At 63.8% G+C, this 24,328-nt stretch carries 23 protein-coding genes and 4 pseudogenes; 8 read left to right on the forward strand and 19 right to left on the reverse strand.

Features of this window, described 5'->3' with window-relative positions:
- Window positions 1-78 precede the first annotated feature (78 nt).
- From ACIBI6_RS39575 to ACIBI6_RS39630, 12 genes and pseudogenes are all read right to left on the reverse strand, one after another.
- Window positions 79-777 carry an MBL fold metallo-hydrolase gene (locus ACIBI6_RS39575; RefSeq protein ID WP_396960331.1) on the reverse strand — a complete coding sequence of 233 codons (699 nt, stop codon included), beginning with the start codon at window positions 775-777 and terminating at the stop codon, window positions 79-81.
- A pseudogene (locus ACIBI6_RS39580) lies at window positions 753-959 on the reverse strand (IS3 family transposase); the annotation flags it as partial. The gene ACIBI6_RS39575 and the pseudogene ACIBI6_RS39580, both read right to left, overlap by 25 nt.
- Window positions 960-1,016: 57 nt before the next feature.
- Window positions 1,017-2,723 carry a tyrosine-type recombinase/integrase gene (locus ACIBI6_RS39585; protein WP_396960225.1) on the reverse strand — a complete coding sequence of 569 codons (1,707 nt, stop codon included), beginning with the start codon at window positions 2,721-2,723 and terminating at the stop codon, window positions 1,017-1,019.
- A gap of 185 nt (window positions 2,724-2,908) precedes the next feature.
- On the reverse strand, window positions 2,909-3,373 hold the full coding sequence (locus ACIBI6_RS39590) for a tyrosine-type recombinase/integrase (protein WP_396960227.1): 465 nt from the start codon (window positions 3,371-3,373) through the stop codon (window positions 2,909-2,911).
- Between the two features lie 6 nt (window positions 3,374-3,379).
- On the reverse strand, window positions 3,380-4,000 hold the full coding sequence (locus ACIBI6_RS39595) for a site-specific integrase (protein WP_396960229.1): 621 nt from the start codon (window positions 3,998-4,000) through the stop codon (window positions 3,380-3,382).
- Between the two features lie 92 nt (window positions 4,001-4,092).
- On the reverse strand, window positions 4,093-4,746 hold the full coding sequence (locus ACIBI6_RS39600) for an IS3 family transposase (RefSeq protein ID WP_396960231.1): 654 nt from the start codon (window positions 4,744-4,746) through the stop codon (window positions 4,093-4,095).
- 5 nt (window positions 4,747-4,751) lie between these two features.
- Window positions 4,752-5,051: a transposase gene (locus ACIBI6_RS39605; RefSeq protein ID WP_396960233.1), complete on the reverse strand. Its 300-nt coding sequence runs from the start codon at window positions 5,049-5,051 to the stop codon at window positions 4,752-4,754.
- 207 nt (window positions 5,052-5,258) lie between these two features.
- A complete protein-coding gene (locus ACIBI6_RS39610; RefSeq protein ID WP_396960235.1) occupies window positions 5,259-6,116 on the reverse strand; it encodes a 3-hydroxyacyl-CoA dehydrogenase in 858 nt (285 codons plus the stop codon).
- Between the two features lie 508 nt (window positions 6,117-6,624).
- Window positions 6,625-7,524, reverse strand: a complete 900-nt coding sequence (locus ACIBI6_RS39615; RefSeq protein ID WP_396960237.1) for an alpha/beta hydrolase — start codon at window positions 7,522-7,524, stop codon at window positions 6,625-6,627.
- A 55-nt stretch (window positions 7,525-7,579) separates the two neighbouring features.
- Window positions 7,580-7,816: a 3-hydroxyacyl-CoA dehydrogenase family protein gene (locus tag ACIBI6_RS39620; protein WP_396960333.1), complete on the reverse strand. Its 237-nt coding sequence runs from the start codon at window positions 7,814-7,816 to the stop codon at window positions 7,580-7,582.
- Entirely contained in the window at window positions 7,711-8,226 is a 516-nt protein-coding gene (locus ACIBI6_RS39625) for a 3-hydroxyacyl-CoA dehydrogenase NAD-binding domain-containing protein (protein ID WP_396960335.1), read from the reverse strand. Before ACIBI6_RS39625 ends, ACIBI6_RS39620 begins: the two co-directional genes overlap by 106 nt.
- Window positions 8,227-8,257: 31 nt before the next feature.
- Window positions 8,258-8,449 (reverse strand): annotated as a pseudogene (locus ACIBI6_RS39630) (3-hydroxyacyl-CoA dehydrogenase NAD-binding domain-containing protein); the annotation flags it as partial.
- A 182-nt stretch (window positions 8,450-8,631) separates the two neighbouring features.
- Between ACIBI6_RS39630 and ACIBI6_RS39635 the strand changes: the two are divergent.
- From ACIBI6_RS39635 to ACIBI6_RS39660, 6 genes and pseudogenes are all read left to right on the forward strand, one after another.
- Window positions 8,632-8,892, forward strand: a pseudogene (locus ACIBI6_RS39635) (Zn-dependent oxidoreductase); the annotation flags it as partial.
- A gap of 402 nt (window positions 8,893-9,294) precedes the next feature.
- Window positions 9,295-9,489: pseudogene (locus ACIBI6_RS39640) on the forward strand (DUF4185 domain-containing protein); the annotation flags it as partial.
- A gap of 436 nt (window positions 9,490-9,925) precedes the next feature.
- Window positions 9,926-11,158: a cytochrome P450 gene (locus tag ACIBI6_RS39645; RefSeq protein ID WP_396960239.1), complete on the forward strand. Its 1,233-nt coding sequence runs from the start codon at window positions 9,926-9,928 to the stop codon at window positions 11,156-11,158.
- Complete coding sequence (locus ACIBI6_RS39650; protein WP_329407940.1) at window positions 11,155-12,096, forward strand: PDR/VanB family oxidoreductase; 942 nt, start codon at window positions 11,155-11,157, stop codon at window positions 12,094-12,096. The genes ACIBI6_RS39645 and ACIBI6_RS39650 overlap by 4 nt, the downstream gene beginning before the upstream one ends.
- A 48-nt stretch (window positions 12,097-12,144) precedes the next feature.
- Window positions 12,145-12,756, forward strand: a complete 612-nt coding sequence (locus ACIBI6_RS39655; RefSeq protein ID WP_396960241.1) for a PadR family transcriptional regulator — start codon at window positions 12,145-12,147, stop codon at window positions 12,754-12,756.
- Window positions 12,757-12,901: 145 nt separating this feature from the next.
- Window positions 12,902-14,101: a DUF4041 domain-containing protein gene (locus ACIBI6_RS39660; protein ID WP_396960243.1), complete on the forward strand. Its 1,200-nt coding sequence runs from the start codon at window positions 12,902-12,904 to the stop codon at window positions 14,099-14,101.
- Window positions 14,102-14,282: 181 nt separating this feature from the next.
- Here the strand turns inward: ACIBI6_RS39660 and ACIBI6_RS39665 are convergent, their stop codons facing one another.
- Genes ACIBI6_RS39665 through ACIBI6_RS39685 form a run of 5 tightly spaced genes read right to left on the reverse strand, consistent with a single transcriptional unit; the run spans window position 14,283 to window position 19,682 of the window.
- The gene (locus tag ACIBI6_RS39665) at window positions 14,283-15,233 is read right to left on the reverse strand and encodes a 3-carboxyethylcatechol 2,3-dioxygenase (RefSeq protein ID WP_396960245.1); all 951 of its coding nucleotides are present in this window, start codon (window positions 15,231-15,233) and stop codon (window positions 14,283-14,285) included.
- Between the two features lie 10 nt (window positions 15,234-15,243).
- Window positions 15,244-16,107, reverse strand: a complete 864-nt coding sequence (locus ACIBI6_RS39670; RefSeq protein WP_327100357.1) for an alpha/beta fold hydrolase — start codon at window positions 16,105-16,107, stop codon at window positions 15,244-15,246.
- A complete protein-coding gene (locus tag ACIBI6_RS39675; RefSeq protein ID WP_396960248.1) occupies window positions 16,104-17,864 on the reverse strand; it encodes a bifunctional 3-(3-hydroxy-phenyl)propionate/3-hydroxycinnamic acid hydroxylase in 1,761 nt (586 codons plus the stop codon). The genes ACIBI6_RS39670 and ACIBI6_RS39675 overlap by 4 nt, the downstream gene beginning before the upstream one ends.
- 54 nt (window positions 17,865-17,918) lie before the next feature.
- Entirely contained in the window at window positions 17,919-18,692 is a 774-nt protein-coding gene (locus ACIBI6_RS39680) for an SDR family oxidoreductase (RefSeq protein WP_329407950.1), read from the reverse strand.
- Between the two features lie 57 nt (window positions 18,693-18,749).
- A complete protein-coding gene (locus ACIBI6_RS39685; protein ID WP_327100354.1) occupies window positions 18,750-19,682 on the reverse strand; it encodes a VOC family protein in 933 nt (310 codons plus the stop codon).
- A gap of 140 nt (window positions 19,683-19,822) precedes the next feature.
- Between ACIBI6_RS39685 and ACIBI6_RS39690 the strand changes: the two genes are divergently transcribed.
- Window positions 19,823-20,755, forward strand: coding sequence for a LysR family transcriptional regulator (locus tag ACIBI6_RS39690; protein ID WP_396960251.1), 933 nt, complete (start codon window positions 19,823-19,825; stop codon window positions 20,753-20,755).
- 11 nt (window positions 20,756-20,766) lie between these two features.
- Window positions 20,767-21,735, forward strand: a complete 969-nt coding sequence (locus ACIBI6_RS39695) for a LysR family transcriptional regulator (RefSeq protein WP_396960253.1) — start codon at window positions 20,767-20,769, stop codon at window positions 21,733-21,735.
- Window positions 21,736-21,750: 15 nt separating this feature from the next.
- On the opposite strand, the gene ACIBI6_RS39700 is transcribed toward ACIBI6_RS39695, so the two are convergent.
- On the reverse strand, window positions 21,751-22,770 hold the full coding sequence (locus ACIBI6_RS39700; protein WP_396960255.1) for a dihydrodipicolinate synthase family protein: 1,020 nt from the start codon (window positions 22,768-22,770) through the stop codon (window positions 21,751-21,753).
- Window positions 22,771-22,829: 59 nt separating this feature from the next.
- Complete coding sequence (locus ACIBI6_RS39705) at window positions 22,830-24,323, reverse strand: NAD-dependent succinate-semialdehyde dehydrogenase (protein WP_396960257.1); 1,494 nt, start codon at window positions 24,321-24,323, stop codon at window positions 22,830-22,832.
- Window positions 24,324-24,328: the final 5 nt, after the last annotated feature.

Genomic DNA, 24,328 nt, shown 5'->3' on the forward strand with positions numbered 1-24,328 from the left:
CAGCCACACCCATCACCCCGTGGTCTGCGAGATCAACTGAAACCGATCGACCCCGGACTCAAAGACCGGATGGTCGCATCATCGGGGGCCGGCCACTCGGACAGCCCACTTCGCCGCGGTATAACCGATTTGGCCGGCCTGCCCGAAGCGGCCCGCGAGGCTCGACACCGCGTGGCTGATGACGGCCTGACGAGCCTCTGAGGGTGAATCCCAGAGGGCTTTGGCGGCCTTTGTGAACTTGCCCGTGGCCGCGTACGTCTCGACGACCTCGGGGAAAGGCGTGCTGCGGTGAAAGCGCGGGTCCAAGCGGCGCTCTCGTCCGACCCCAACGAGGCGCTCGTCCTCAGTGAGGGAAGCTGCCACGGCGGCAACCGGGGTCCGGTGCCGAGCAGGGGTCACGCCGCCGAGGAGAGCAGAATCGGCCGTGAGTCCTGGCGTGGGAATGGCCCTCACCGCGAGTCCGGCTATTCGAAGCAGGCGGTCGGTGTGGAGCGGCTCCGATCCACGGGCCAGCCTGTCGTCCGCAGCATAGACGGGTAGCCCGGGAGGAAGCCCGTCGAATGCTCCTACGTGATCGCAGTGTGCGTGCGTGACTATCACGGCGACCGGTCTGGTCAGCTCCTGCAAAGCACGGCGGTGCACGGAGAGCGACGGACCCAGATCGATCACAATCTCGCCGGCCGGCGTGTTGAGAACCCATGTGTTCGTCCCCGTGATGTTCCCCCGGTTTCGTGGAGTCGGAATGCTGGACTTCAGGCCACGGGTTGGATGGACGATTGCATCATCTCGTACTCGATCGGGGACCGCATGCCCAGGGCCGAGTGACGGCGCCGACGGTTGTGGAAGATCTCCAGGTATTCGAAGATCGCGTTGGCCAGCTCGATTCTGGTTCTCCATCGTTGCCGGTTCAGTAGCTCGGTTTGCATTCTGCCCCAAAAGGATTCGATGACTGCGTTGTCGTAGCATTATCCGGCTAATCTGGGCTGATCTTGCTCTGTGGTGTGGGGGTTCTGGTGTTATCCGGCTGATTTCTGGATGTCTGCGATGGCGTTGTCGAGTCGGGCGATGAGTTTGTGGTGGCGGTCGGCTTCGGTGATCCAGCCGCGGCGTTGGGCGTCGTCGGCGAGTTTTTGGGCGTCGGCGCGTTGGGCGGCGAGGATGGGCAGGTAGGTGAGGTCGGTGCGGAAGTTCGGGCAGTGTTCGCAGATGTTGGCGTAGGGGCAGGCGCCCTGGGCGGGTGCGCGCAGGCAAAAGCCCCCTGCGAGACGGGATTTCAGGGCTGGGGTGTCGGTCCAGTCCGCGCCGCCGGTGATGTCGGCCAGCGGCAGCGCTTTGGTGCCGGCGGGTGTGGTCGGCAGCGCGGCGAGGTGGTCCTTGGCGAGGGTGAGGGCCCGTTCGTATTCGGTGCGGACGGTCGCGTCGAACAGTTTTCCGTAACGCAGGCTCATCTGCGCGGATACGTGTCCTAGCAGCGCCATCAGCGACTGCAATGAGACTCCGGCGTTGACCAGGGCGGTGGCGTAGGTGTGGCGTAGTTGGTGTGGGGTGACGTGCCCGATCCCGGCAGCCGTCGCGGCGCGGTCGAGCTCGAGGCGGAGGCCTTGCTGGGCGAGCCGGCCGCCGTGGTGGGTGAACAGGAACTGGGCCGGTTTCCCGGTGCGTGGGTGCGGTAACGGTCGTCCGGGACTGCGGATTTCGATGATCCGGTCGATCAGTTCGACGGTTTCGTCGTCGAGGGGGACCATGCGTTCGGTGTCGAGTTTGCCGAGCGGGACTTTCAGCCAGGCTCCTTCGCCGAGAATCTCGTGGAGGCAGTCGATTTCGAGGTCGAGCAATTCCCCGATCCGCAGGCCGCATGCGCGTGCGAGCAGCAACGCGGAGGCGGCGAGTTCATGGTCGCTGGCGCGCAGTGCGTCGGTGAGGCGCCGGTCGGCGTCGACCGGGATGTAGCGCGGCAGTGGCTTCGGCAGGCGGGGAACGTCGTTGCGGAACAACAGTTTTCGTTTCGGTGCGTCGTTCCATCCCCATTCGGTGATCTCGGTGAGGAAGGTGTTGACCGCGACGACGCGTCGCGCGTGGTCGGCGACGCCGATCGGTTCACCGGTCTTGCTGTTGACCGCGTCGACCAGGCTGGCCAGCCAGGGTTCGATATGGCGGCGGCGGTCCAACTGCGACAGTCGGGCCAGGGTGGGGTCGAGATCGGTGCGGAACCGGCCGAACCCGGTCAGCCGGGTGGCCATGCTGGAGACGGTGTGGCGGGTGCAGGTGCCGCGTTTAGCGTTGAGGTAGTCGATCATCGCCTCGGCGATCGCCGGGGTGACGCCGTCGAGGCGGACCGCGAAGTCCCAGGGGCCGCCGCGGCGGGGTGGTTCGGGCAGGATGCCGAGATGGAACAGCACCAGGTGCGTGTTGGCGAGCGCGGCCTTGTAGTGGTGCCAGCCTTTGCCGGTGCGGTGCTGACGGTCGAGGCAGGCGTCGGCGAACTCGTCGAGATCGGCGACGGTGAGCTGGTGCAGGCGACGGCCGGTCTGGATCAGCAGCCGCGCCGGCGCCTGCGACCCGGTCGCGGTCCGGACCCGATAGCTGAATCCGAGTCCTCGTGCGGTGGTGAGGAATTTGGTCAGGTCGGGTCCGATCGGGGAGGCGTCGATCTCGCGCCAGAGGCTGGAGATCTTGCGTTCGAGCAGGTAGTCGTAGCCGGGCCGCAACCAGTCGTGCAGCATCTCCGAACGTGATGAATGGCCGCGTTGAGGAGTTCGCCGAGCACCGCAGCCCGAGCGGCTCATCAGCCCAGGCTTGCGGATCGGGCCAGCGCTGCAGGAATGTGCGGGCCGAACTGTAGTAGGGCGCGCTGCCGCGGCCGGTGCGCGCCAGCTCGGCCAGGTAGGCGTGGTAGATGTCGTCGGCGTCAGACCTGGCGGCGAATACGTGCGCGAGCGGCATCGAATTCCTCCTTCACCCGTTTCGGGGCCAGATGGATGTAGCGGGCGGTGGTGTCGACATGGGTGTGCCCGAGCAACGCCTGCATCACCGACAAATCGACTCCGGCCTCGGCCAGCGCGGTGCCGAACGAATGCCGCAACGCGTGCGGATGCCCGGCCGCGACGCCGGACAGTTGGCGGTGATAGCGGAAGATCGTCCGCAGCCCGGCCGCGGTGAGCGGTTGCCCGCGGTTCGGGCCCTTCGCGACGAGAAACAAACGCGCCGAACCTGATTCGGGTCGCTCGATGAGCAGATAGCCCTGGATCACGCGGGCCAGATCCGCGTCGAGCGGGACGGCGCGTTCCTTGACGCCCTTGCCCCAGACCCGGATCCAACCGCGTCCGATATCGACATCGGCGACGTCCAAGGCCAGCACCTCACACGACCGCAACCCGCACTAGAGCATCAGCCCGGCGATCGCGCGATCGCGCCAGGTCCGCAGGCTCGCCAGCAACCGGGCCGCCTCCGACATCGCCAACGGTCGCGGCAGCCTGCGCGGTTCCCGCAGCCGCAGCGCCGACCTCGGGCGTGGTTTGCGCACCAGGTGCGCCAGCAATCCGGTCTTCTCACCGGGCACGAACCGTTGCGCGTCACGGCCTTTCGGCACCGGACTCACCAGCGACGGGTCGCGCATCGCGCGGAACGCGAACAACCCCGACACGGCCACCAGCCGCCGGTTCACCGTCGCAGCCGTATACCCATCCAGCCGCCGGCCCGCCATGTTCACCACATTCGGGCCCGGCCGTCCCGGCAATCGCGCCGCCCGGCACGCAGCCAAAAACCGCAGCAGCACCGGCGTGGTCACATCGTCGACCCCGAGGCCCTCACCGAGTAGCCACCGCCCGAACATCACCAGGTCGAACCCATAGGCCCGCACCGTTTTCGGTGAATAGTTGCGATCAGCCAGATAACCCAGATACTCGTCGACCAGCCCCAGCCCGTCGGCACCCGGGCCGTCCAGATACCACCGGCCGGCGTCGTGTTCCAGGCGCAGCCGATCACGGTTGTCCGTGCTCATGCCCGACAGGTCTACTCCGGGTCAGCCGACACGCGGTCACACGAATCGCCGGACGCACCCGCAGCCCCCTTGACCAGAGGAATCGGTGGATATTAGCCGGATAAGGGGCAGTCGCCGATCGAGCCCATCGAGGGCACCAGCCCGGACTTGCGGGCCCGGTCGGTGAAGGCCCAGGAGGTGAATTGCACTCCGTGGTCGGAATGAATGATCGTTCCGGCCTGCGGTGAGCGGTTGGCGATGGCCATGCCCAGCGCGTTGGTCACCAGCGCGGCGGTCTGGGTCGAGTCGATCGACCAGCCGACGACGCGGCGTGAAAACGTGTCGAGCACGACCGCGCAGTACACCTTGCCTTCCCGTGTGTGATGCTCGGTAAGGTCGGTGACCCACAACTGATTTGGCTGCGATCGCGTGAACGACCGGTTGACCAGATCTCCTGCTGTCGGGGTTTGATGCTTCGGTTTGGGTCGGCGGTTGCCGGGCAGTCCCTTGATCCCAGCGCGGGCCATCAGGAGCTCGATCTGGCCGTGGCCCACGCTGATTCCGAGGCCGAGGGTGAGTTCGGCATGGACACGATGGGCACCATAGGTGCCCCGGGAAGCGGTGTGCACGGCACGGATCTGATCCAGTAGCCACACATGCCGGATCGAACGCTGGGACGGCGGTCGTGACCGCCAGTGGTAGTAGCCCGATTCAGCGACGTCGAGGAGCCGGCACGCGGCCTGCACCGGCAAGCCCTCGGACGCCATGGTGGCTATGGCCGCGTATCGCCTTTTGGGTCACCTCCCTGCTCTTTCAGCAGTTCACGAGCCCGTTTCAGGATCGCCACCTCCTGTTCTAGTTCCCGGATCCGATGTTTGGCCGCCGACAGTTCGGTCTGCTCGGCGCGACTTGCGCCGGGTAGCTGGCCTGTGTCGATCAGTTCCTGCTTGCGCCAGACGTAGATCGTCTGGTCACTGACGCCCAGATCGGCGGCGACCTGCGCGACCGGGCGACCGGCAGCGACCAGATCCAGGACCTTGCGGCGGAACTCTTCGGGATAGCGCCTTGGCACGAACGAGTCTCCTTCGACGGTGTCGTGACCAAGAAGTCAACCAAACCGACTCCGAAAAACCCGGGGAACATCAAAGTCTCCCGACATGCCGGGGGGATTCAGTGAACGTCATCGGTCCGGAATTGGGCGCGGTCAAACGCCGTGCCTGAGGCGTCACCGGACCTCGGCCGCCAGGCGACGCACGAGGTTCTCGCCAGCGTCATGGGACTAGTTGGTGTACTTGTAGAAGCCTTCGCCGGTGCTCCGGCCGAGCTTGCCCTTGTCGATGAACTCGGCCTTGACGATCTTCGCGAATCGCTGCTCGAGCTCAGTGCCTGTCACGTAGCCGTTGTAGACGGTGTTCATGCCCACCATGTCCAGGATCTGGAACGGCCCGAGGGGGGTGACCATGGAAACGCGGAACGACTCGTCGATCGTTTGGAAGTCGGCAACATCATTGAGGTAGAGCTCGATGGCTGCACGCATGGTCGCCCACAGGATCGTGTTGACCACATATCCGGGTTGTTCCTTCTTGACGCGGATTGGGACCATGCCCTGCTCTTCGGCGAAAGTGACGACCTGCTCATACACGTCCGGGTCGGTCTGCTCGGTGCCCATGACCTCGGCGATGTTGCGCTGCCAGATCCCGTTGGCATAGTGAAGTGCCAGGAACCGGTCGGGGCGGCCGGTGGCCAGCGCCAGCAGACTGGGCAGCAGGCTCGACGTGTTGGTAGTGAAGATCGTCTTCGCCGGCGCGGCCGCGCCGACCTTCGCCCACACGTCGAGCTTCAGGTCCAAGACCTCCGGTACGGCCTCGATGACCAGATCGGCGTCCTTGACGGCATCAGCGAAATCGGTCGTCCCACGGATCCGACCGATCGCGGCCTGGGGAGCGTCCGGGCTGGGGAGTTCCACCTCGGCGGTGTACACGGCCGCCAGCTGAGCAAACCGCTCCTTCGCCCCTTCGAGGGCGGCATCGTCGATGTCCCACACGGTGACCTGGAACCCGCGAAAGGCCGACTGGTACGCAATCTGCGAGCCGAGGACCCCCGTTCCCAGCACGGTGACGTTCTTGAAAGTGGTCATGTCAGAAAGCTCCATCGTCTTTGATCGGGGGTGAATCAGTGAGACAAGTATTCATGCTTGCGAGGGAGCGAATCGCTCCGCGTTCCACGGTGCGGCACATGCACCAAGCGCCGGTCACCACTAAGCGTGAGCCGAAGACCACCTGTTGGGTTTCAAACCGCGAACTCTCGTGAATGTCGGTGACCGTCAGGTCGTTCTTCCCGATGCGTACCGGGTCGAAGGATTTGCGGCCGTCTCCACGAGCCCGATAGCCCTGAACATCAAGGCCATCACAAATCCGCGCAGAGTCAGCGTGGAGTCGTCGTCGCTCGCGCTTGATTGGAGAGTTTCACACGGAGTCGCACGAGAATTGTTGTGCGAGCTTGCCGGTCTGTGCCAACAACACAGACCGGCAATCCCGCATCCGTTTACGCTCAGATGAGGTGCCTAGCAGGGCGTGATGGAAGATCCATTCCGAGACCTTGCCGACGGTAGCTGGCGCTCCGCCCTCCGGAAGCGCGGTGTGGAGCTAGCGGGACGCTGAGTCGGCCGCGTTCTCGGCGATGAAATCCGCGGTTCGCGCGATGAGCTTCCGGTAGCCCTCCCCGAGGAGGATCTCGTAGTGGGATCCGGGGTACTCCTCGAAGAGCTTCTCGGTCTGCACCTGCTCGAAGAACTCGCGGATGTCCTCGGTGCGGGAGAGGGTGTCCTCGGTCCCGACGATCATCAGGAGCCTGGCAGTGAGCCGGGGCGCGAGCGGCATCAGCTCCATCTCCCACAGGCGGCCGAGCGATGTCGTGGTGATTTCGTTGCGGAAGCTCGGGAGGTGCAGGAACTGCTGAGTGAATTCCCAACCCAGAGGATCGGCGAATGCGACCTGCGGTCCGTCCGGCACAGGCACACCGGCGGTCTGGAGGATCGTGCCCTGGCCGCCGTGCAACTGCTCACGCCGGGATTCGTCGACAGCGGCTTGAACTGCCGGCAATGCCTCCGGCGGGAAGAGACCGAACGCAGCCGCGCTACTGACCGGGCCAACGGCCGAGGCCACGCTCGCAACGCGATGGTCGAATCCGGCAGCAATCAGGCTGATCGTGCCGCCGAGGCTGAACCCCGAGAGCGAGATCTGTTGCTCGTCGATGTCGTCGCGCTCAGAGAGCAGCGTGATCACGTCGCGGAGGTCACGCGCGTTCTGGACCGGGTCGAGTTCCTGACGCAGGGTCCCCCCGCTGTACCCGAGTCCGCGGTGATCGTAGAAGACGACAGCGAGTCCGCGTTCCGTAAACAGGTCAGCGTAAGGGTAGTTTCCCTCCGCGACGCTGCCAACACCCGAGTGAAAGATGACGACCGGGTGCGGCCCGTCACCTTCCGGACGATAAAGCCGGCCGCGCAGCTCCACGTCCGGGAGCGCGAAAGTTACTTCTTCGTACATGGGATTCCTCTCTGAATCATTACGGTGATCGGGAAGCGGTCGTTCCGCTGACCGTTTAGTTGTATTTGTAGAAGCCTTCTCCAGTGGCCGCGCCGAGCTTGCCCTTGTCGAGGTACTCGGTCTTGACGAGTTCCGCGAATCGCTTGTCGGTCTCGGTGCCGTTCGAGTAGACGCCGTAGACGGTGTTCATGCCGACCAGGTCGAAGATCTGGAAGGGGCCGAGAGGCGTTGGGCCCGAAATTCGGGCCGCCTTGTCGATCGTCTGTATGTCTGCGACCCCGTTGGTGTACAGCGCGACCGCTGCGCCCAGCGTGGCGAAGAGAAGCGTGTTTGCGACGTAACCGGCTGTTCCTTCTTCACCGGGATCGGCTCCAAGCCGTTCTCCTCCGCAAAGGTGACGACCTGCTGGTAGGCGTTCGGATCGGTCTGATCAGTGCTCATGACCTCGGCGAGGTTGCGCAGGTAGACGGGGTTTGCGTAGTGCAGCGCGAGGAAGCGGTCGGGCCGCCCGGTCGCGTCCGCCATCAAGCTGGGCAGCAGGCTCGAGGTGTTGGTCGTGAAGATCGTCTTCTCCGGCGCCGCTGCGCCGACCTTCGCCCAGAGGTCGCGCTTGAGCACGAGGTTCTCGGACACGGCCTCGATGACGAGGTCGGCGTCCTTCACCGCATCGGCGACATCGGCTTGTGACGCGGATCCGGCCAAGTGCGGCCTGAGGTGCATCCGGGCTCGGCAGCTCCACGTTCGCGGCGTAGACGTCGGCCAGCTGAGCGAACCGCTCCTGCGCCTTCTCGAGGGCGGCATCGTCGATGTCCCACGCCGTCACAGTGAAGCCGTGAAATGCCGCCTGGTAGGCGATCTGAGATCCAAGGACCCCCGTCCCCAACACAGTGATGTTCTTGAAGGTGGTCATGGCAGAAAGCTCCATCGTCTTTGATCGGGTGGGAGTCCAGCGAAACAAGTATGAACGTCATAACAGTGGCCAACTGTTAGGCGTTCCACGGTGCGGCACGCACGCCGTGCAGAGCGCATCGTCTCCAACATCCGTCTCGCGGAGCCCCCGATGACTTCGGTCTGGACGTGTTTCGTGATCGATTACATGTCCGGGAGCCGGAAGGCACCATCGTCATCGCGGGAGCAACCTCAGGAATGAACCCGCCCGCAGACCTGGGACGAATCTTCTACCTCCAGCAGCGCATCCTCGGCTCCACAGGCAGCACCCGATCCGAGCTGGTCGCCATGCTGCGCATGATGGAATCCACCGGCGCCCGCCCTCGCATCGACCGACGAATCGCTCTGAAGGACATCAAGATCGGATTCCAGTCCATGATCGACTGCGACCTCCGGGGGAAGATCGTCGTTCAGGTGTAACGGTCACGCCAGTGTGTCGCCCGATTCCATATGCGCACCAGCACTGCAGGTTCACGAAGCAGCACGCCCCTCGGTTCTCCACCCACGTAGGGAGCAGGAACGGTGCGGAAACCGGCTAAATCCGTTGCGAATGCCACTAGCCGCGTCCCGATCCGGAACGGTTCGATGGGGGCGGCACATGAAGCGCGGCGTTCCGGGGCCGAGATCGACCCCTGACACACACGAGAACACCGGACAGCTCGAATGGTCGGCGTCTCCACCCGATGAATCTGCCAGGAAGAGACACCATCATGACCACCACCGAAACCACCACCGCCACAACTGAAACCGTCGTGAACCCGAAGACGTAGGCCACTACAGTACTTCACCGGATCCGGGTAGTCGCCGGACCTCAATGCCGCTGCGCCGATCGTGCGTGAACCGGTCGGCGAACTGTCCGTTGCCTGGAACGCCCACCTCGGCAAGTACGTCATGCTGCACGGCAACGACATCGAGGGTCGAATCGTCCTACGCACCGCTCCGTCGCCGGAGGGACCGTGGAGCGGTCCGACCACTCTCGTCGTCAACTCCCAGCTCGGTGGTTATCCCGGCAGTTGAGGCTCAAAGCCCTCCCCGTATACGGCAATCGAAAGGCGCAAATGTTCCTCGCCCTGCCCGGGAAGTAGATGAGCGTCGACCCGGACGGGTGGCCCGACGCCGCCGGCGCATAGCGGTCGACCCCGGACTCGTCGAGGAACTCCTTCCGCAGCCCGACCGCCGGGCGCACGTCGTCGATGGTGGCGGCGAACTCGCCGACTGCGCGCCGGACCGCCTTCGGCATCGTTCGCCCGAGGACTGGTCGATGACCGCCGCAGCCTGTCACATCGGTCGGGCGGTACCTGAGGCGACGATCGGGGCAGCAAACGGGGGCGCCCGGCTCTGCCCGGGACCAAGGGTTGGACACCGTGACACGAGTCACTTAGTCTGAAGAGACATATGTAAGACCTTAGATATGTCGGTCTTGTCAGTTCCGTTGAGGTGAAAGGAGCCTGGGATGAGCGACTCTTCAAACGGGTGCCCCGTGCAGCACATGGTCGGCGAGGACGAGCACGGCCAGTTCGACCATCACGATCCAGCATTCATCGCGAACCCCTGGGCGACCTATGAAACGCTCCGAAGCGAATGTCCCGTGCTACACAGCGACCGGTACGACGGGTACTGGTTGGTGACGCAGTACGACGACATCCTCGCGATCATCAAGGACTGGGAGACGTTCACGTCGAGCGTCGTCGGGACCTTGCTCATTCCAACAGGCGTTTCGCGGACGCTTCCCTACCTGCCCCTCGAATCCGACCCTCCGGAGCACACCCGATACCGCTCGTACGTTCGGCCGGTGTTCTCGCCTCGGCGAGTGAACTCGTTCGCCGGGCAGTTGGCGCAGCTCGCCCGAGAGCTGCTTGCTCCGATGTTCGAGCGAGGAGAGGGCAACATCCCCTCCGAGTTCTCCGAGCACATGTCGGCAACCACGCTCGCAACGTTCGTCGGTCTGCCTCCGGAGGACCACGAGCTGTGGGTCGATCTAGTTCACCGCGCCTTCGAGGGCAACGTCCGCGACGAGAAGGCGGCCCAGCGGGCATCCGCGGAATTCCGCGATTACGTCACGGGCCTCATCGCTCGGCGGCGCGAGCAGCGGGCGGACGACCTCATCTCACAGCTCATGGACGCCGACGCCGATGGCCGTGGCCTCACCGACGACGAGATCTTCGGCTTTGTGCTGCTTTTACTGGTTGCGGGTCACGAGACGACCGCCTCGGCACTCTCGTACGCTTTCTGGCTCTTTGCCTCACGGCCCGACACAATCGAGTTCCTCCGCGAGGATCGCAGGCGTATCCCGCTCGCGATCGAGGAGATCATCCGGCTGTCCTCGCCCGTGAGTATCTTCGCCCGCAACGCCACGAAGGACGTCGAGCTCCGCGGCCAGAAGATCAAGAAGGGCGATGTGGTCGGAATGGCATTCGCCTCGGCGAACCGAGACGAGCGACACTTCGACCACGCGGAGGAGGTCCGCCTGGACCGGACCGGCAATGATCACCTCGGGTTCGGGCATGGCACCCACGTGTGCCTCGGCGCGCCGCTCGCACGCCTGGAGCTCACGAGTGCGATCAATGCGCTCCTGGATGCCGACGTCGACATCTCGCTCGGTGGCGACATCGGTTGGTCGGGTCGCGGCGACGTCATGTCGATGAAGGTCGTGCCCGTCACCTTCCGGCCGCGGGTGACGTCGTGAACGGCCACACCGTGATCGTCTCCGCGATCCGAGACGTCGGGGCGGGCGTCCGCGAGGTCACGCTCTCGGCGAAGAACGGGCTCGAACTCCCGCACTGGTCGCCCGGTGCACACGTCGACCTCCACCTCTCGCCCGGGATGACCCGCCAGTACTCTCTAACCGGTGAGGCCGACGCCCGAGATTGGCGGATCGCGGTGCTCCGCGAACCTGCGAGTCGCGGTGGATCGGCGTACGTACACGAACAGCTGCAGGTCGGCCACGTACTGGAGACGAGCGAGCCGCGTAACCACTTCGAGTTCGATGCGGAACCCGACGTCATCCTCATCGCAGGCGGGATCGGCATCACGCCGATGGTGCCGATGCTGCGCGACGCCGACCGCCTGGGGCTCAACTGGCGGCTTCTCTACGGGGGCCGGTCCGCTTCGAGCATGGCCTATTCGCAGGAACTTTTGGCCAGATTCGGCGACCGAGTGATCCTGTGGCCGCAGGACTCCCACGGCTTGCTCCCGCTCGAGAAGCTCCTCGACGGCATCGATGCGAGAGCGGGCGTCTACGTCTGCGGACCCCCGCCACTCATCGACGCGGTCTATGCGGCCTGCGAACGCGGAGGGTCGGGAGCGACAATCCACTCGGAGAGATTCACGCCCGTCGAGGTGGACGCGGATGGCGACACCGCCTTTGACGTCGAGCTGGCGCGCTCGGGTCTGATGTTGTCGATCGAGCCTGGCGAATCCGTTCTCGAGCGCGTGAACGCAGCCGGTGTTTTCGCGGCGTCCTCGTGCGGAGAAGGTACCTGTGGCGCATGCGAGACAGCGGTCATCGACGGGGACGTCGACCACCGTGACAGCGTGCTCTCCGCGCCCGAGCGTGCAGCCAACGACTGCATGATGATCTGCGTCTCCCGGTCGCAGGGGTCGCGACTCGTCCTCGATCTCTGAGTCCCGCTCACGCCCGTCGGCGGGGTGGCTCTATACACTCACCTCACCATGAGTCTTCGATACGCGCTGCTCGCGCTCTTCACCGGCCGGGAGATGACGGGTTACGAGCTCTACAAGCAGTACCTCGGATCGACCGAGTTCGTCTGGCACGCGAGTAGCTCTCAGATCTACCCAGAGCTCCGCCAGATGGAAGCCGAGGGCCTCATCGTCGGCGAGCAGATCCCCTGGCGTGATCGGGGGCGCAAGACGCTGTACTCGATCACGCCGGCCGGGACGGAGTCGTTCCGGGCGTGGATGAACGCCCCGCTACCCTACGGCGAATTTCGTGACGCGCATCACCTGAAGGCCGCCTACTTCGAGTGGGCCGATCGGGATGCGGCGCGTGCGCAATTGACCTCACACCTCGCGCACTACACGACCCTGTTGGAGCGTTGGTCGAGGTTGATCGAAGCGCTCAAGACCGGCATCGACTCACCTGTGCAACCGCGGCTTGACAGGATGCCCGCCTCCGACGCGGCGACCATCGTCCGGTTCAAGGTGTTCGCCTACGAGGGCCTGCTCCGTCGAGCTGAGGGAGAGATCGCGTGGGCGCAGGCGGGATTGGCGCTGCTCGACGAACTCCGACCCCCTGAGAGCGGTGTCACTACCAAGTCACGATGAACACCGTAGGTGGTCGAGCCGCACCGACGAGCCCATCCAATTTCGAAGAATCCCCACGACCTGGTACCGGTGGGCAACACGCGGGGAGTTCGCGGGTGAGTACCTATCGGAAGCAAATTGTCTGCAATCAAGTGTGCAGGACACGATGACAGGCCCAGACGACACTATTCGGGCTCTCCGAACCACCCTGGTCGCCAAAGAGCGCGAGCTCAACGATTTGCTGGATCGGCTCAGAGTGGTCGAGCACGAACGCGACGAGGCACTATTGCACGCTGCGCGACAGGGCGCCTCACTGGCCACGGCTTCGGGGTCGGTGACGACTGGCGTGGTGGAGACCGAAGACCGGATCGTGTTGCAGGAGGTGGGCATCTACACCTACCAGCACCCCCTGGAGAACGCGGAGCAATTCCGTGAACGGTTGGCCGCGGTTCGTGACGAGATCAAGGCGGCGGTCGTCGGGGGAGAGGCCGTAGTCGCGTCGGACATGTTCAGCTTCAACAATTCTCTCGCCAAAGGCCGCAAGATGACTTCAGATCTGTCGAAGCTCATGCTGCGCGCCTATAACGCCGAGGCCGACATCTGTGTTCGTACCATCCGGGCTGGAAACCTTGCGACGGCCGTAAGCCGTCTGGACAAGGCTGCCGCCACGATCGCCAAGCTCGGAGACATGATGCAGATGCATGTCGCCGAGGACTATCACAGGCTCCGGGTCGCAGAACTCGAGCTCACAGCCGACTACATGATGAAGGTGCAGGAAGAAAAACTCGCTCAGCGTGAGGAGCGCGAGCGTCTCCGAGAGGAACGCAAGGTCGAGCAGGAACTGGCCGTGCAGAGGGAGAAGCTCGATAAGGAACGAGCGCATTATCAGAACGTGCTCGACTCCCTGGCCGGCCGCACCGATGAAGAGGCTCAGCGTATTCGAGACAAGTTGGGCGAACTCGATCAGGCCATCGCACAGAACGACTATCGGCGTGCCAATATTCGCGCTGGCTATGTTTACGTGATCAGCAACCGCGGCGCATTCGGCCCGGATGTGGTCAAGATCGGTATGACGCGGCGGCTCGAACTGATGGACCGTGTCCGCGAATTGGGGAGCGCCTCGGTACCGTTCCCATTCGATGTGCACGCGTTGTACTTCTCCGACGACGCCGCGCGGAGCGACGGTTATGTCATCGGCTACGGCGAGGTCGAGCCCGGATACTGGGGACTCGGCGTTCCGCTGGCCCGACCCGACGACGAGCCCGCAGCTTGCGTCGTACTCATCAGCGCATCCGAAGAACTGGTCCGACGGGTAGTCGCCGACATGTTGGACGCTGCCGCCGAATTGAGCGCGTACAAGGGCTGAGCGCCGGGCACTTGCGATTGCCATAATGGCTGATGTCACTCAAGTGCGTGCAAGTGAAGATCGCTGACGATCTGGAGATGAGCACCCGGGTCCCGGCGAACTGGACCGTGGTGGCTGCGTGCTGTGCCGTACTGCTCGTCGGCCACACTATCTTGTCATGAGGCTGAAAGTCTTGACGTTGTCAGATTGGTTCGTTGGCGAGTACGGCGGTGGTGATCCCGAACCCCGCGATGTACTCCTTGATAGGCCGATAGAACTCGTAGGTCACCCGGTAGTCCCCACACGCGGCCAATGCCGAATACGCGGACACCCAGTTGCGCACCTCGTGTGCTGAATGGCCGGCCACTGCGTCCATCTCCTCGGCGCTGTAGCCGTCGAAGTTCTCGACGCGACCGGAGCGGCATACGTCGAGAAACGCGCGATCCCAGTCGGGATTGAGATCCATGATGTCGGCGTCACCGGCGGCGAACGCGCGAGCTGTGTCGATCACGCGAGTCTGACGCGCGGCGCGGGCTTCGGGCGTGGGGTTTCGGCCGTCGGTGAGCAGCTTGCGCTGTGCCTCGGTGGCCGTGGCGATTTGGGGTATTGGAGGGTCGTGCGACAACCCGCCGGATCCGATGAACAGGATCCGGCTGTTCGACGACGCGAAGTACTCGCCCACAGCCTGGCCGAAGGCACGAACACGCGACATCTTTACGAACGGCCGTGCCACCGAGTTGACGAAGATCGGGACGACCGGCACGGGCGCTACGTCGCCGAAGATGATTTCCATCGGCTGAACGGCACCGTGGTCGACCTCCATCTGCCGAGAGATCGCCACGTCGATCCCGCGGTCGATGACATGCTCGGCGAGTGCTTCGGCGACATCGGTCGGGACGTTCAGTTCGCCTGCGAACGAGTCGTAGTCGCCGGTGCCGCGCGCCCTGTACCCGACACAGAACGGTGGCATCAGGTCGTAGAAGAATCCGTTGTAGTGATCCGGCCCGAAGTTGACCACAAGATCGGGGGCAAAGTCGCGGACAAAGGCGCGGGCTTGCTCGAATGCGGCGTCAACCGAGGCCTTGACGTCCTCCGGTGGGTCCACGTGATGCAGGAGCGGGCTGTGCGACATGCAGAGCAATGCGTGTGGCATGACGGTTTCCTCAGTGTCCGACGCCGTGCGAGGCCAGGTATCGGGTGATGACTGTGTTGAAGTCCTCCGCGCGTTCGACCTGCGACCAGTGGCCGCACTGGCTGAAGATGTGCGCGTCGGCATGCGGAACGAGATTGAGCAGTTCCCACGTACGCGACACCGGGATCACGACATCCTGCACGCCGTGGATCAGCAACACCGGAATCTCCAGCGTGGCTAGCACATCGAAGTCGAGGGGCAGTTCGTGTCGATCGCGGTCACGGGCCGCGACGACGTCGGCCAAACGGTCGGACGCGGTGTCGTTGAGTGCGGACTGGTAACGCAGCGCGACAAGTTCATCGGTGACGAGCGACTTGTCGACGACGAAGAGTTCGAGTGTCTTGCGAATTCCTTCTTCGGTGAGCGTCGGATTGGAGTGTCCGGCAAGAGCTCCCGTCAACTTCGCGCCACCGGTGCCCATCGATACGATGCCCAGCAGACGCTCCGGAAAGTCGATCGCGAACTGGAAGGCCAGCCACCCGCCGAGCGAATTTCCGACGATCCATGTCTTCTCGATCCCGATGGCATCGAGGACTCTGACCGCGTGCCGGACCCATTCCTTGATGCCGTACTCGGTACCGTCCGCGACGACGCTTTGACCGTATCCGATGGAATCTATTGCGATGCAACGGCCGTGCTCGCTGATGGCAGGCAGGTTGAGCCACCAGTTCGCCGCGGCCGTGACCCCGGTGCCAGATCCGTGGAGGAAGAGGATGGGGGTTCCTTCGCCGAGCTCGTGGTAGTGCGTGATCTCGCCTGGTGCAGTCTCGATCCACCGGTCCTGTAGACCGAAGAACGGATCGGTGGTGTAGTCGGGGATGGTGGTGCCGGTCATGGTGTTCCTTCGGTGTGGGTGTGGGCCGTGATCAGACTGCGGCGGTGACGATGTTGTGAAGACTCTGTGGGCGACGTCTTCACGAACGACATCGACGCCAGGATCGCGTCGAGGGTGGCCGGTGCGTTCTGGGTCAGGCATGCGCCTGCCACGAAACGGTCGGGACGTAGGAATACCAACGGCGTAGGTCGGTCGTCGAACCACTTCTTGAGCCGCCCGCTGTGGTCTCCCAACACCAGTACGTCTGGATCCATGTGCTGATGCGCCCACTCGCGCTGAGTCTCGGGCACAACTGCCACCAGTCGCGCCCCCAGTGCGTCGAGCTTCCGGAGAGCATCCAGCGGCAGAACGTCTTTGGGACTGTTTCCCCATACGATCACCGACCACCAGTTCCCGATCGCGTCGTCCAACAGAATGCCCGACGCGTCCCCCGTGGTCACCCTCGGCTGCGGGAACTGGACTCCAACAGGGGAGACAGTGGTGTTCGCGGTCCGCACCGGGATCAGCCGGCTGGTGATGGTGGCGCCTGCACGACCGGACGTGCAGTCAGAGGGATCGGCGAGCACACCCTGGGTATAGCGCGGCATGGGCTTGAAGCGTATCTCCGCGAAGTAGCTCTTGATCTGCGGAAATCTGTTGAGGATCGACGATGTGGCGTCACGGGCAAGCGCAGCAACAGGATTGGTGATCCTGATGACGTTGCCGAAGGTGAGGGACAGGTCCACCATCGCCTTTGCGTGATCCTTGCGTTCGGTGGTGTAGGTGTCGAGCAGATCGTCGCCTGCCTGGCCCGAAAGAACCGTGGCGAGCTTCCAGCCGAGGTTGGTGGCGTCGCGGATTCCCGAGTTCCAACCCTGCCCCATCCACACCGGCATCAGATGCGCGGCGTCGCCCGCGACGAGTTGGCGGCCGCGTCGGAAGTTGGAGGCCACGCGACCGTGGTGGGTGAAGACGCGTCGGCGAATGAATTCGAGCCCAGCCGGGTTCGGGACGTGTGCGGCGAGAAGTTCGTTGACATACGCCGGATCGGTGACCTGGTCCTCGGTTTCGTCGTCGTGGAGCATGAATTCCCAGCGGCGAACGGCGTGCGGCAGCCCGATTGAGACGTACGGTCGCCGGGGATCGGCGCCGAGGAAGACGTTGGGCGTGCCGAGTGGGTCGTTGTTCACGTCGACGACCAGCCAGCGCGTCGACGGCGACTCTCCTTCGAACGTCACTCCCAGCCGCTTGCGCGTCGGCGACTTCCCGCCCTCACAGCCGACGAGGTAGCGGCCGCGGACACGGTGCTGCGTGACCTGTCCGTCGGCCGAGGTCGCGAGGGCGAGGGCAGTGACGCCGCCAGCGTCTTCTTCGACGTACTCGACGCGGTGGTCGAATAGAACCTGGACGTGATCGAAACGCGCGAGGCCGTCGTAGAGCGCGCGGTCCACCTCGGGCTGGATGAAGGAGTGCTTGCGCTCCCAGCCGAACTCCTCGGTTTGCGGGTTGTTGACCAGCATGACTTTTCCGGCGCCGTTGACCAGCCGCATGATGTGCTGCGGGCTGGTGTGCGGGCGGACGGTGTCTACGAGGCCCACGGTCTGAATAGTGCGGAACGATTCGTCGTCCAGTCCCACGCCTCGCGGGTAGTCGATGAGCGAACTCATCGCTTCCAGAACAGTGACTCGTTGTCCGTACATCCCGAGAATGTTTGCCAACATCAGGCCGGTGGGGCCGGCCCCGACGATGACGACATCGGTGTCGTGATATGTGTCCATGGCTCCTGCTCAGCCGTTGAGGTGCATATAATGGGTTTCGAGCGCCAACCTGGGTCAGGACACCAGGAGGCCACCGTCGACGTTGAACTCTGATCCGGTGATGTTCCGAGCTTTGCTGGACGCAAGGAATGCCACCATGTCGCCGATGTCCTCGGTGGTCTGTAATCGGCCGAGCGGGATCCTCGAAGCGAAGCCTTCCCATCCTTCTTCGAAGCTGAGGCCATTGAGCCCACTGAATTCTTTCACCACCTTGTCGTGCAGATCGGTGGCCACGATGCCGGGGTGTACGGAGTTGACGGTGATGTCGTACTGGGCGAGTTCGGCTGCGAAGCTTTTGGTCATCCCGACGATGGCGAACTTCGATGCGCAGTAGGCCGCAATCAGGGCGACGCCTCGTTGGCCGCAAATCGATGACATGTTGACGATGCTGCCGCCGCGCTGCTCGATGAGAGCCGGCAGAAGTGCCCGAGTCGTCGTGAAGGTGCCCCGCACGTTGATCGACATGAGAAGGTCGTATTCCTCGTCGGTGACGTCAACGGTGTTGCGGGCTCCGATGTTCATTCCCGCGTTGTTCACGAGGACGTCGACCCGACCGTATTTGCGCAGCACCGTCGAGGCCAATTCGTTGGCGGAGGCGGAGTCTCGGACGTCGAGCTGGACGCCGAGTGAGTCCGTCGGGAGTTCTTCGGCTCGCTTTTCGGCCGCCGTGAGATCGATGTCGGCGATCACGATCTTCGCCCCCTCGTCGCTCAGCTTCTGCGCGCAGGCCAGGCCGATGCCGTTGGCACCGCCGGTGATGACAGCGACCTTCCCGTCGAGATCAGACACAATGTTCTCTTTCGTAGGCTGTGGGTGGAGTTGATGGACCACGATGATGCGCGCCCGCTAGACCGGTGAGGGGGTCCAGAGTCCGACGTCGTCGCGCTGTTTCAGCATGACCGGGAGCATTACCTCGGTCATGGCTCCACCGGTGCCCCACTGATCCTGTGTCTCCGAACGGGTCGGATCGTATACCGATGGCTCCCAAGTGTTTTCATCGACGATTTCGAGTTCGGTCGTGTACTCGATAACATTTTCCAGCGGATCGAGGAAGTAGGAGAATGTATTGTCGCCGGCGCCGTGGCGACCCGGGCCCCACAGCGGCCGGTAGCCACTGCGGATCATCCGGCCCGTGCCGCGCATGTATTCGTCGAGCCCTCGCATCTCGAACGAGATGTGGTTCAACGATGTGGACGGCGCCCGTGAGATCGCCAGAATGTGGTGCTGCGAACTGCTGCGCATGAAGCACATCAGATCGCCCAACCAGTCCGACAATCGGAATCCGAGATGCGTTTCGTAGAACGCCTTGGTCTTCTGGACGTCCGTCGAATTGATCACCACGTGGCTCAGTTTCCGGGGTATCGACTCCCGTTCCTCGAGCAACCGGAACGGGCGCTGCTCCACGTCTGCAGACACCTCGATGAGACGACCGTCCAAGTCGAAGAACCGCAAGCCGTACCCACCGCCGGGGGTCGTCATCACGGCCGGGTCGCGATTGATCTTCACCCCTGCTCGTCCCAGACGCTCAGCCAGGAGGTCGACCTCACCGATCGACTGTGCTCCAAACGAAATGAGGTCGAGACGCTTCAGTCGGTCCTCTCGTATGCGCAGGATGTAGTGCTCTGGATCAGCGGGCGTCGCGAAGAACGTCACCCCCGAATCGTTGGCTATTGGCAGCAGACCCCACACCTTCGTGTAGAACTCCACAGCCTGGTCGTAGTTCGGCACGGCAAGACCGACGTGCCGCAAATGCGTGATCGGACTGAATCCGGAAGCCATCGGTGAACTCCTCACCTCTTTACTGCATCCCGGGTCGGACGCCGTTGAAGTAACGGTAGTGGCGTCGATCACGTGGCACCAACAATGTTTGGCGATGCTTTGCTATCGACCCGATCAATTCGACGGCCTACCATCAGCCCATGGATCTTCGGCAGGTCGATCTGAACCTCCTCGTGGCGTTCGATGTGCTCATGTCCGAGCAGAATGTGACGGCGGCTGCGCGCCGACTTTCTGTCGGACAGTCGGCGATGAGTTCGACGTTGTCGAGGTTGCGGGCGTTGCTCGACGATCCGGTGCTCGAGCGCCGGGGCCGGACCATGTTCCCGACTCCTTTGGCGGAGGCTCTCGTGGTTCCGGTGCGAGAGGCGCTGAGTCGATTCAATTCGATTCTGACCGAACCGCCCGTCTTCGACCCTGAACGGGACCGTCGCAGCTTCACTGTGATGGCGAGTGAGTACGCTGCCCTGGCCGTACTCCAGCCCCTGCTGGTCGAGCTACGGAATGCAGCGCCGCACGTCGAGCTGCGCATCCAACCGGTTTCTGCGACCTTCCTCCACGACATGACAGCCGACACCGTGGATCTGACGATCGTTCCGCTGGCCGCGGACTCGATCACCGATTCCTTCGGTTACCAGACGCTGTACAGCGACCCCTACGTCATCGCCGTCGATGCGGCCAACCCGCTGGTCTCGCGCGAGATCACGCTCGAACAGTTTTCGTCGCTGCCCTATCTCGCAAGCAGCAACGGACATTCCCCCACGCTCGTCGAGACGCAACTGGACCGACTCGGCATTCCGCGGCGGCTGGAGGTGACTACGGGTTTCGGCCTTGCACCGTTCGTGCTGCGCGACACACCACTCGTCACCGTTCTTCCCGCCAGTTTGGCGTCGGCGGTCGCCGAGGGGGCCCGGTTGAAGTTGCTCACGCCGCCCATGCCGCTGGAGCCGATTACCGAGGCCATGATGTGGGCGGATCGGAACGACGACGACCCCAGTCATCGCTGGCTCCGAGAACGGCTCGTTGATATCGCCTCCCGGAAAACGTGGTCTCCGATGCCGGGCGTCGCCCGGTGAATAGGCCGATCGTGTCCGAAACCGGCTCTTCGCCACACCCTTCTCTGGCACAGCTGGGCCGTGTCGATCTCAACTTGCTGGTCGCGTTCGAGGCGTTGATGTCCGAACGGAGCGTCACCGGGGCGGCTGCGCGCCTGATGATCGGACAATCTGCGATGAGCTCGACCCTGGCGCGGCTGCGCAGGCTCTTCAAGGATCCAATTTTGGTGCGGCAGGGCCGAACGATGATCGCCACTCCACTCGCGAACGCACTGACCAGCTCGGTGAGCAGCACGTTGGCCGAACTCCAGGTGACGTTGTCCTCCCTGGGCTCGTTCGACCCGAAGGTCGATGAGCATGCGTTTTCTGTGGTCGCCAGTGATTTCGCGGCGGCCGCGCTTCTTCACCCGCTGCTGGTCGAGATCTCGTCGACGTACCCGAACATCCGTGTGCAGATTCGAACGGTCTCGATTGACATTCCCGCTGAGATGCTGCGCGGACGTGTCGACGTGATCGTGCTGCCTCGAGAGGTCATCTCGTCGTTCCCCGCTCTCTGGAGAGACGACGTCCGTCGCGAGGTGCTCTATCGCGATCGCTACGTGCTGGCTGCCGATGCCGCCAACCGCGCGGTCCGTTCGGCGATGACGGTCGAGGAGTTCAGCGCCATGCCCTACCTTGCGGCAACCTTCGAGGACGGGCGGCCCTCTTTGGGGGACACGAACCTCGATGTCCTAGGCATACCGCGCAGAGTCGAGGTCAGTACCAGCATCGCCGTGGCCCCCTTCATGTTGCGCGACACCACATTGGTGACGCTGATCCCGCGGACACTCGCGACACGCATGGCCGAGGCCGCCAATCTGCAGTTCATCGATCCACCCATGCAGCTAGAACCGATCACCGAAACGCTCATCTGGCTGCGCCGCCTCGATGGGGATCCTGCCCAGGCGTGGTTCCGTGACCGACTGCGGACGCAAGCAGCCAAACTGGTGGCTACGCCTTAGCGCTGATTGCGCGCGTCAGGCCGGGTTGCGGCCGACGAAAAACTCGCGGAGCGGGTCCATGGACGGGTCGAGGCCGGAGTCGATGAGACCCTTGCGGAGAGCGAGCATTTGACCGTCGTGGATTCGTTGGGTGGGCTGACGCAGCGGACCACCGTTGTATCCCTGTAGCCAGCCCTGGAACTTCCACGCCTGGCGATTGATGAACGCGCCACCATTGAGCGACGGCGCCAGGGCCGCCTTGGCCTTGCGCGCGGGATGCGTCTGCCAAAACAATTCGGCAGCATCATCGTTCTTGCCGTCGGCGAGCAGGTTCATGACCCGCGGAATGATGGGCCCGTAGTACTCGTGGTCACTGGTTGCCGAGAGCTGGATGGGGATGATCTGTGAAAGTGGGATCAGATCGGCCTCGATGGGCACGGAGATGACGACTTCGTTGCCGAATAGACGATGGCATTCGATGATTCCCTGGATGTAGGGAAACCCGCCTTCAGCTTTGATGACGGCGATGTTGGGGCAGTCGTCTAGTAGGCGACGGATGAGGCGGCTGGGGATGTCCGACGGGTGGATTCGCGGGCTGAATCCCCACAGGTACATCGGAAAGAGGATGACGGCGAGATCGGTGGCGTCGCACACCGCCTTCGTGTAGTCGTAGATCTCCTGCTCAGTCTCCGGGTAGAAGTTCGGCGGATAGGACAGCAGCACGATATCTGCGCCGGCCTCCTCGGCGCCCCGAACGGCCTCGATGTTGTCGGCGAGAGTGCTCCAGCTTCCGTGGTGCACGACGACCAGGTCCGTGCCGGCCTCATCGCGGATGATGCGCAGGAATTCCAGGTATTCCGGCAGGGTGATGTTGACCTCGGAGACGCCCAGCGTCCCGAGGAAGCCGTGTTCCTTCGCGAGACGGATGTCGTGGCGGATGCCTGCCTCGTTGATGGATTTCAGGTCGCTCGTGAACGACGGGATGGTGCAGTTGACGGCGCCGATGAGCTTCTCGCGGGCCCATTCGCGGGCCTCGGTGCGGGTGTAAGCAGCCATGGTGTTTCCTCTCGGGGGGTTGTTCAAGGGCCAAGTTGTTTCTGTTCAGGAAGCGATTTCTACGACGCTCCAGCGCCCTCCCATGCGAGGTATTTCATTTCCATGTACTCGTCGATTCCGTAGACCGATCCCTCTCGGCCCAGACCCGACTGCTTCACGCCACCGAAGGGCGCGATCTCGTTGGAGATGAGGCCGGTGTTGATGCCGATCATTCCCGCCTCGAGAGCCGCGCTGACCCGCCACGTACGCTCAGCGTCGCGGGTGAAGAGGTATGCGGCCAGCCCGAACTCGGTGTCGTTGGCCATGCGGATCGCATCGGATTCGTGCTCGAACCGGATGAGCGGGGTCACGGGTCCGAATGTCTCCTCGCGTGTGATGCGCATCGTGGAGTCGACATCGGCCAGAACGGTCGGTTCAAAGAACAAGCCGCCGCGATCGTGACGCCGACCGCCGCAGAGCACGCGCGCACCCAGGCTGGCCGCGTCGGCCACGTGCTCCTCGACCTTCGTTACCGCGTCGACGTCGATGAGCGGACCCTGCTGGACACCTGCGTCGAATCCGTCACCGACCACGAGGCCCTCGACCTTACGTGTCAACGCTGCGGCGAAACGCTCGTAGATACCCGACTGGACATAGACCCGGTTGGCGCTGATGCAGGCCTGGCCCGTATTGCGGTACTTGGTGGCGATCACGCCGGCGACCGCCGCATCCAGATCGGTGTCGTCGAAGACGAGGACCGGCGCATTGCCGCCGAGCTCCATCGAGGTCTTCTTGACGGTTTCCGCCGATTGAGCGAGCAGGAGCCGACCAACCTCGGTCGACCCCGTGAAACTGACCTTGCGGACGATGGGGTTGCCAGTCAGCACCGGACCGATTTCGCGGGCATCGCCGACCACGATGCTGAGCACTCCAGCCGGCACGCCGGCTCGTTCAGCGAGTTCGGCCATGGCCAGTGCTGTCAGTGGCGTCTGTTCGGCGGGCTTGACCACCATCGTGCACCCGGCGGCGAGTCCGGGGGCAGCCTTGCGAGTGATCATGGCGGCTGGGAAGTTCCACGGTGTGATGGCAGCGCACACGCCAATCGCCTCCCTGAGCACCACGACTCGTCGAGACGACTCGGGAGCGGGAAAGATATCGCCGCGCACGCGTTTGGCCTCCTCACCGAACCACTCGATGAAGGACGCCGCGTAGTTCATCTCGCCGACGGCCTCGGCCAGGGGCTTGCCCTCTTCGAGAACGATGAGCCGCGCCAGGTCCTCGGTGTTGTCCCGGACCAGTTCGAACCATCGACGCATGACCTTTGAACGCTCTTTGCCGGAGAGTCCGCGCCAGGCGGGCAACGCGCGCTGGGCAGCCTCGACGGCGAGCTGGGTCTCGTCCGCGCCGGCCGACGGCAGATCGGCGATCGGTTCGCCGGTGGACGGATTGTGCACGACGAGCCGTTCGCCGCCGTCGCGGGTGAGCCACTGCCCGTCGACGTAGGAGGACGACCTGAACAGCGATGGGTCGGCGAGACCGAGGCTGGACCTCTGTGCGGTCACCTGAGAAGTCATAGCTG

It is taken from the genome of Nocardia sp. NPDC050412 (genome assembly GCF_044458825.1).
Lineage (GTDB): Bacteria > Actinomycetota > Actinomycetes > Mycobacteriales > Mycobacteriaceae > Nocardia.

Bases quoted from the DNA above. Each gene is read 5' to 3' on its own strand.
- ACIBI6_RS39585 (WP_396960225.1), bottom strand. From the start codon at position 2,723: ATGCTGCACGACTGGTTGCGGCCCGGCTACGACTACCTGCTCGAACGC.
- ACIBI6_RS39595 (WP_396960229.1), bottom strand. From the start codon at position 4,000: ATGAGCACGGACAACCGTGATCGGCTGCGCCTGGAACACGACGCCGGC.
- ACIBI6_RS39600 (WP_396960231.1), bottom strand. From the start codon at position 4,746: ATGGCGTCCGAGGGCTTGCCGGTGCAGGCCGCGTGCCGGCTCCTCGAC.
- ACIBI6_RS39610 (WP_396960235.1), bottom strand. From the start codon at position 6,116: ATGACCACTTTCAAGAACGTCACCGTGCTGGGAACGGGGGTCCTCGGC.
- ACIBI6_RS39615 (WP_396960237.1), bottom strand. From the start codon at position 7,524: ATGTACGAAGAAGTAACTTTCGCGCTCCCGGACGTGGAGCTGCGCGGC.
- ACIBI6_RS39645 (WP_396960239.1), top strand. From the start codon at position 9,926: ATGAGCGACTCTTCAAACGGGTGCCCCGTGCAGCACATGGTCGGCGAG.
- ACIBI6_RS39655 (WP_396960241.1), top strand. From the start codon at position 12,145: ATGAGTCTTCGATACGCGCTGCTCGCGCTCTTCACCGGCCGGGAGATG.
- ACIBI6_RS39660 (WP_396960243.1), top strand. From the start codon at position 12,902: ATGACAGGCCCAGACGACACTATTCGGGCTCTCCGAACCACCCTGGTC.
- ACIBI6_RS39665 (WP_396960245.1), bottom strand. From the start codon at position 15,233: ATGCCACACGCATTGCTCTGCATGTCGCACAGCCCGCTCCTGCATCAC.
- ACIBI6_RS39670 (WP_327100357.1), bottom strand. From the start codon at position 16,107: ATGACCGGCACCACCATCCCCGACTACACCACCGATCCGTTCTTCGGT.
- ACIBI6_RS39675 (WP_396960248.1), bottom strand. From the start codon at position 17,864: ATGGACACATATCACGACACCGATGTCGTCATCGTCGGGGCCGGCCCC.
- ACIBI6_RS39685 (WP_327100354.1), bottom strand. From the start codon at position 19,682: ATGGCTTCCGGATTCAGTCCGATCACGCATTTGCGGCACGTCGGTCTT.
- ACIBI6_RS39690 (WP_396960251.1), top strand. From the start codon at position 19,823: ATGGATCTTCGGCAGGTCGATCTGAACCTCCTCGTGGCGTTCGATGTG.
- ACIBI6_RS39700 (WP_396960255.1), bottom strand. From the start codon at position 22,770: ATGGCTGCTTACACCCGCACCGAGGCCCGCGAATGGGCCCGCGAGAAG.
- ACIBI6_RS39705 (WP_396960257.1), bottom strand. From the start codon at position 24,323: ATGACTTCTCAGGTGACCGCACAGAGGTCCAGCCTCGGTCTCGCCGAC.